Genomic DNA, 6,603 nt, shown 5'->3' with positions numbered 1-6,603 from the left:
GTTCCGGCGCTTGTTTCTTGAAGGGCTCGCGGCTTTGCATCGCACTGGGCAATTGAAGTTCTTCGGCGACCTTGCTGGATTGCCAGAAGCCAACACCATTCGCCGAATGGTTGGCTCTGCTGCGCACGATCGACTGGGTCGTATATGCCAAGCCACCCTTTGGCGGACCGATGCGCATCGTTGGGACCTTCGGGCGCGGACAGAAGCCCCGAACCCGAGCGCCACCAAGAAAGCAGGCCGCATTATGAGCTGCACATCTTCTGCCCGTCCTTCCATCCGACGCTCAAAGTGCCGGTCAGAGATAGGCATTGGCTTAACCCAGTTTACTGGCGTGAGAGGACAGAAACCAACGCCTTAAGATCTACAAAAGTGTCCGCTAGAATGCCAAAGACCGCGCGGCCGAGCGATAGGATCCAGAAAACTCGACGAAACCGCAGCATAAACCAGAGGCAGACGCCTGTGCTTTCCACATAGCACAGTGCACGCATCTCGCGGCTTCAACCTTGTCAGATTTGTCAACGCGCGCCAGACCGCAAAGCCCAAACCTAACACACTGGCTTGAAACAAAAAAACTTAAACTTAGCTGCGGTTAGAAAGGGCGTGGTGTTAATCGTAGGGTTTCTTGATGGACAATGTCTCTTCAAGCCGTTCCCAGGTCACAGCCTCGAAACGTTCCGGCCAATCCATTCCTAATCGCTCGGCTTTCTTGCGTGCACGCGGCAGGTAGGCTTTCGCATAAGTCAACTGAGCAGAGATCATTGCATCTCGACTGGGAACGGCCGGTGGCATCGACATTAGCAAGCCTTTCTGCTCATCCGTAATCAATCGATTGAGATGCAAGATACCACCGCGATTGGGCGCATCTGTTTCGTCGATCAACAAATCTACAAGTTTGTTTCGGAGGTGATAAACGCCTAAAACACCATTTATGTATTCTTCGCGCCCTGCAGCAAGGTAGAGCAATCCGAGTATCCTAATGAACTCCTCAACTTCATTGCGAAACTTGTCCAAGTCAGGACGAGGTTTGGGTGTGTTTTCAGGCAGTTGTTGATAAATATCGTCGTGGTCGAATAGAGGTTTGAGGGAACTTTGCGTCTGTCGCACCATCTGACCTGGGTCTAGAATAGTGACATCGGTGCGCGTCCAGTCTTCGGTAATGGCGTTAATCAAGACCGGGACGTTTGTTCGATCCCACCAGAGGACTATTTCACCAGTTAGCTCGACGGCTTCGCGCCAAATGTGTGCGACCGCATCAGATGCACCGTCCTCGGAAACCAATACGAAATCAATATCGCTGTATTCGTCTGCTAGGCCATTTCCGTAGCTGCCACTCAGGAACAGGGCACGGATGCTCGGGGCTTGAGAAACAGCATTGGTTATGACCTCAATAACCTCGTCATGTGTCATGATCCTGATCTCCATTCAGCTTTGCTCGGCACTGTAGTCTAGCAAAGCGTGAAGGGCAATTTAGGCTCAAAACGGTCGTTGGCTTAATGTGAAGAGATCGGGCGCCTCCACAAATCTCGCCTATGTCGCCGGGGCCTGACCGCGCGCGCATTTTCTGCTATGGTAACGCCAGTCGGAAAGGAGCGGAGGATGCGACACCATCGAACCTTGATACTTATCTGTCACGGCAAAACGGAACGCGATTGGGATGGCGATGACCTTGCGCGGCCTTTGCGCGGATCGGCAAAACGTGCGGCGCAGAAATTTGGCGCCTACCTGCTGGAACATGACATTGATTGCCCATTTCTGGCATCACCTGCGGTGCGCACCCGGATCAGCGCCGAAAAAGCAGCCAAGACCTGCAACAGGCCTGTCCAGCGCATCCAGTATAACAAATGGCTCTATCGACCGGGGTTGCCCGAACAGTTGGATATTCTGTCACGGCATCTGATGCGCAATGATCTCATTTATTTTGGCCATGCGGCTGCCTTACAGGATCTGTTGCTGCACCTGGTTGGTTCCACTGTGGCGGGTGATTTTGGCCTTGGTCGTTTGGCGAAACTGTCGATCGAGCTCGACACGCAGGCAGGGCGGGTCGCCGATGCCGATCTGGAGCTGATGCTGTCTGATACCGATCTGCCGGACAGTTTCCCCTATCCGGTCCCCGGTGCTGCCGAGCGTCGACCGCGTCCGGCTTATTACTACACGCAGTCTGGTGTTGTGCCTTACCAATTGACCGATACAGGCGCGCGTATCTTGCTGATCACCTCGCAAAAGCGCCAACGTTGGGGGGTGCCCAAAGGCATCTGCGAACCGGGGCTGTCACCACAGGTCAGTGCCGCAAAAGAGGCGCTGGAAGAAGCGGGCATATCCGGCCCGGTGTCCGATCACGCCTTGGGGCGATATGCGGTGTCGAAATGGGGCGCGGTTTGTTACGTCCAATTGCATGCAATGCGGGTTGAAGAAGAGCTGTCCAACGGTGAATGGGCAGACAATGGTCGCATGCGCGCCTGGCACGCGGCGGAGAGCGCGGCGGATCACGTCTATCACCCGCAGCTTTCAAGCCTGATTTCCGGCTTCTCAAAAAGCCTCTCGTATCGCGGATAGCGTTCTGTTGGGAGCGATGGTGGGCATTAACCCCGCCGAAACACAGTTCGCACAAAAAATATACAGACACAGTATTTTAGCCCGATCTTTGGGCGATTTCGGCATGTTGCAGCAGGTTTGTAGACCCTGAAATAGTCACGTCGCTCAATAAATGATCATCTTGCGCCGAACTCTAATTTGAATGTCGGGTAAGAAAATCACCGTTTGCGCCCCCATAACTTTGCCGGATGCCGAGACCGGCGTTGCTCAGCCACCGCGTGCCATCGGACAGGCGCGGGTGTCGAGCAAGCTGCGCGATACGCGTTCGGCTCTGCGTGACCTTTATCAAACCGGGTCGCTGCGGATGGTGTTTCCGCATGGGCGTGGCGACGTGGAAGCGGTAATGGTGAACACCTCGGGCGGTATCACCGGCGGGGACCGTTTCGAGGTTGAGGCGACCGCTGGTGCCGGCAGCCAGCTCACCATAACGACCCAAGCGGCGGAACGCGCGTACAGGGCGCTGCCGGGACAGATTGGCCAACTGGCAACCCATCTGACAGTGGAAGAGGGCGCATTTTTGCGGTGGTTGCCGCAGGAGACCCTGATTTTCGAAGGCTCCGCGCTGAAGCGGCGCTTGGTCGCTGATCTCCATGCCAATGCACGTTTTCTGATGGTGGAACCGCTGGTGTTTGGCCGCACCGCAATGGGTGAAACCGTACATGCGGCCCATCTGTGGGATCGCATTGACCTGCGCCGAGATGGGGTGCCGCTCTATGTCGACGGGCTTGACCTTGGTCCCGATATTCAGGCGCAATTGGACCGGCCTGCGGTGGCCAACGGCGGCTGCGCCATGGCCTCGCTTGTGTATGTCGCACCCGAAGCAGAGGGGCATTTGAACCCGATCCGCGATATGCTGCCGGACACGGCTGGGGCTTCATTGTTGGCAGAGAATACGCTGGTTCTGCGCATTGTGGCCGCAGATGGATTTCAATTGCGAAAATCGCTGGTGCCGATCCTGGACCGGTTAACAGAACACACGCTGCCACGCAGTTGGCGGCTTTGAAGAGAATGAGAGCTTTGACGTGAAAGGCACAAACCAATGAACCTGACCCCGCGTGAGAAAGACAAGCTTTTGGTGGCAATGGCCGCCGAAGTGGCCCGCAAGCGGTTGGCGCGTGGCGTAAAGCTGAACCACCCGGAGGCGATTGCCCTGATCACGGATGCTGTGGTCGAAGGCGCGCGCGACGGGCGCTCGGTGGCGGATATGATGCAGGCCGGCGCCGAGGTGGTGGCCCGCGAGCAATGTATGGATGGCGTGGCCGACATGATCCACGAAGTCCAGGTCGAGGCGACCTTTCCCGATGGCACCAAACTGGTGACCGTTCACAATCCAATTCGATAACAATCACGCGGCCACGGACCGCAGATGTCCGGGCTTTTCTGACAGGATGTAATACGATGAAACGACTGAACGCATTTGCATTTGCCGCAACCCTGACCGCAGGTCCGGCCCTGGCCCATGGTGGCGCCCACATCCATCCGCATGGCGCAGAAACCTGGATCGCGGCAGCCATCGCCGCAGGGATCGCAGCCATCGCCGCAAGCTACCTGTGGGGGCGCAAATGATACCAGGTGAATTGTTCCCAGCCGACGGTGACATCACCCTGAATGACGGGGCGGAGGCCGTGACGTTGATGGTGGCCAATACCGGGGATCGCCCGGTGCAGGTTGGCAGCCACTACCATTTTGCTGAAACCAACCCCGGTCTTGATTTCGACCGGGCGGCGGCCCACGGCATGCGGCTGGATATCGCGGCCGGCACGGCAGTGCGGTTTGAGCCCGGCCAGGCACGCGAAGTGACGCTGATCCCGATCTCGGGCGCGCGCAAAATCTATGGCTTCAATCAAAAGGTGATGGGAGACCTGTGATGCAAGTGCCAAGGGGTCCCCAGACGCTAAAAAGCGGAAATGCAGGGATGCTTCGTGTTGTCATTTTTCTGTGCTTCGCTTCTGGTGTAGCTGCTTGCACATTACCAACTTTCGAAATGTCTGATAAAAACGGGCGCATGCTGTTCCAGGGCCGCCAAGGTCTTTGTGTAGTCGGTTGTAATTTGCGCTTGAAGCGTTCGGACGGAGTGAAGTGTTCGGGTTACACAGTTGGCCTGAAACCCAATCGCCCGCATGTTTTTCAAGTAAAATGCCCAGATACGCCGCTCCAATCTTTCACCACCGAAGGTTGGAGTTTCGAGGAAACAAACGTTGGGGTGCTCGAAGCTGAAAAGCCCCTGAATGAAAGCAATCGCGCCGCTTTAGAGGCTGCTCTGAACCAGCTGAACTGAGGAAAAAATGCCCGCAAAAATCTCCCGTTCCGACTACGCCGCCATGTTTGGTCCGACCACTGGTGACAAACTGCGTCTCGCTGACACTGACCTGGTGATCGAGGTTGAAAAGGACCTCACCACCTATGGGGAAGAGGTCAAGTTTGGCGGCGGTAAAGTGATCCGCGACGGTATGGGGCAGGCGCAGACCACCCGTGCTGAGGGCGCGGTCGATACGGTCATTACCAACGCGCTGATCCTGGATCATACCGGGATCTACAAAGCCGATGTTGGCCTGAGAGACGGGCGCATTCACAAGATCGGCAAGGCCGGTAACCCCGACACCCAACCGGGCGTCGATATTATTGTGGGACCGGGGACGGAGGCGATTGCGGGCGAAGGGCGTATCCTGACCGCGGGCGGATTTGACAGCCATATCCATTATATCTGTCCCCAACAGATCGAGGACGCGCTGCATTCCGGCCTGACCACCATGCTGGGCGGAGGCACCGGGCCGGCCCATGGGACATTGGCCACAACCTGTACCCCCGGTGCGTGGCACCTTGGTCGTATGATGCAGGCCGCAGATGCGTTCCCCATGAACCTCGCCTTTGCGGGCAAGGGCAATGCCTCCCTTCCTGGTGCGTTGGAAGAGCAGATCAAGGGCGGGGCCTGTGCGTTGAAACTGCACGAAGACTGGGGCACCACGCCGGCGGCCATCGATTGCTGCCTTGGGGTGGCCGATGCGATGGATGTGCAGGTGATGATCCACACGGATACTTTGAACGAGTCCGGATTTGTCGAACACACCGTTGCCGCCATGAAGGGGCGTACCATCCACGCCTTTCACACCGAAGGGGCAGGCGGCGGTCACGCGCCCGACATTATCAAAATCTGCGGTGAGGAATTCGTTCTGCCGTCGTCAACCAACCCAACCCGCCCCTTTACCGTCAACACGGTCGAGGAGCATTTGGACATGTTGATGGTCTGTCACCACTTGGACAAATCGATCCCCGAAGATGTGGCCTTTGCCGAAAGCCGGATCCGGCGCGAAACGATTGCCGCCGAAGATATCTTGCATGACATGGGCGCGTTTTCGATCATCGCCTCGGATTCGCAGGCCATGGGCCGGGTCGGTGAAGTGATTATCCGCACCTGGCAGACCGCCGACAAGATGAAGAAACAACGCGGCCGTCTCAGCGATGAGAGTGGCGAAAACGACAATTTCCGGGTGCGCCGCTATGTGGCGAAATACACCATCAACCCAGCGATCGCCCATGGCATCAGCCATGAGATCGGCTCGATCGAGGAAGGCAAGCGCGCCGACCTGGTTTTGTGGAACCCAGCGTTTTTTGGCGTGAAGCCCGAGATGGTGTTGATGTCCGGTACCATTGTTTGTGCGCAGATGGGCGATCCCAATGCCTCGATCCCGACGCCGCAGCCGGTGTATTCGCGTCCGATGTGGGGCGCCTATGGGCGTTCGGTCGAACATTCTGCCGTGATCTTTGTGTCTGAGGCGGCGCAGGCTGATGGGTTGCGTGACAAATTAGGGTTGGCAAAACAGACAGTTGCGGTGAAACACACCCGTCAAATCGGCAAGTCCGATTTAAAGCTCAACACTGCCACACCCGAAGTTGAGGTCCATCCCGAGACCTATGAGGTCCGCGCCGATGGGGAGCTTTTGACCTGCCAGCCAGCCACCGAATTACCGATGGCTCAACGGTATTTTTTATTTTAACGCAGGAGGTTAGCAA

8 protein-coding genes and 1 pseudogene are annotated in these 6,603 nt (G+C 56.9%); 8 read left to right on the top strand and 1 reads right to left on the bottom strand.

All coding sequences use genetic code 11. The features are described 5' to 3' along the window. A pseudogene (locus tag KMP13_RS21065) lies at positions 1 to 197 on the top strand (IS91 family transposase); the annotation flags it as partial. Between the two features lie 409 nt (positions 198 to 606). On the opposite strand, the gene KMP13_RS04730 reads toward KMP13_RS21065, so the two are convergent. Then, positions 607 to 1,407: a nucleotidyltransferase domain-containing protein gene (locus tag KMP13_RS04730; RefSeq protein WP_215264409.1), complete on the bottom strand. Its 801-nt coding sequence runs from the start codon at positions 1,405 to 1,407 to the stop codon at positions 607 to 609. 189 nt (positions 1,408 to 1,596) lie between these two features. On the opposite strand from KMP13_RS04730, the gene KMP13_RS04725 reads away from it, so the two are divergent. From KMP13_RS04725 to ureC, 7 genes are all read left to right on the top strand, one after another. Then, entirely contained in the window at positions 1,597 to 2,553 is a 957-nt protein-coding gene (locus KMP13_RS04725) for an NUDIX domain-containing protein (RefSeq protein ID WP_215264408.1), read from the top strand. A gap of 181 nt (positions 2,554 to 2,734) precedes the next feature. Further along, complete coding sequence (locus tag KMP13_RS04720) at positions 2,735 to 3,595, top strand: urease accessory protein UreD (RefSeq protein ID WP_215264407.1); 861 nt, start codon at positions 2,735 to 2,737, stop codon at positions 3,593 to 3,595. Between the two features lie 36 nt (positions 3,596 to 3,631). After that, complete coding sequence (locus KMP13_RS04715; RefSeq protein WP_215264406.1) at positions 3,632 to 3,934, top strand: urease subunit gamma; 303 nt, start codon at positions 3,632 to 3,634, stop codon at positions 3,932 to 3,934. Between the two features lie 56 nt (positions 3,935 to 3,990). Next, complete coding sequence (locus KMP13_RS04710) at positions 3,991 to 4,158, top strand: hypothetical protein (RefSeq protein WP_215264405.1); 168 nt, start codon at positions 3,991 to 3,993, stop codon at positions 4,156 to 4,158. After that, positions 4,155 to 4,460, top strand: a complete 306-nt coding sequence (locus KMP13_RS04705) for an urease subunit beta (protein ID WP_215264404.1) — start codon at positions 4,155 to 4,157, stop codon at positions 4,458 to 4,460. The genes KMP13_RS04710 and KMP13_RS04705 overlap by 4 nt, the downstream gene beginning before the upstream one ends. Before the next feature lie 47 nt (positions 4,461 to 4,507). Then, positions 4,508 to 4,870 (top strand): hypothetical protein, encoded by a 363-nt coding sequence (locus KMP13_RS04700; RefSeq protein WP_215264403.1) that lies wholly within the window; start codon positions 4,508 to 4,510, stop codon positions 4,868 to 4,870. Between the two features lie 7 nt (positions 4,871 to 4,877). Then, the gene (gene ureC, locus KMP13_RS04695; RefSeq protein WP_215264402.1) at positions 4,878 to 6,587 is read left to right on the top strand and encodes an urease subunit alpha; all 1,710 of its coding nucleotides are present in this window, start codon (positions 4,878 to 4,880) and stop codon (positions 6,585 to 6,587) included. Positions 6,588 to 6,603: the final 16 nt, after the last annotated feature.

Source organism: Epibacterium ulvae (assembly GCF_018678075.1).
GTDB classification, from domain to species: domain Bacteria; phylum Pseudomonadota; class Alphaproteobacteria; order Rhodobacterales; family Rhodobacteraceae; genus Epibacterium; species Epibacterium ulvae_A.
The sequence above is the reverse complement of the archived record's forward strand: the minus strand, read 5'-3'. Positions and strand labels throughout refer to the sequence as shown.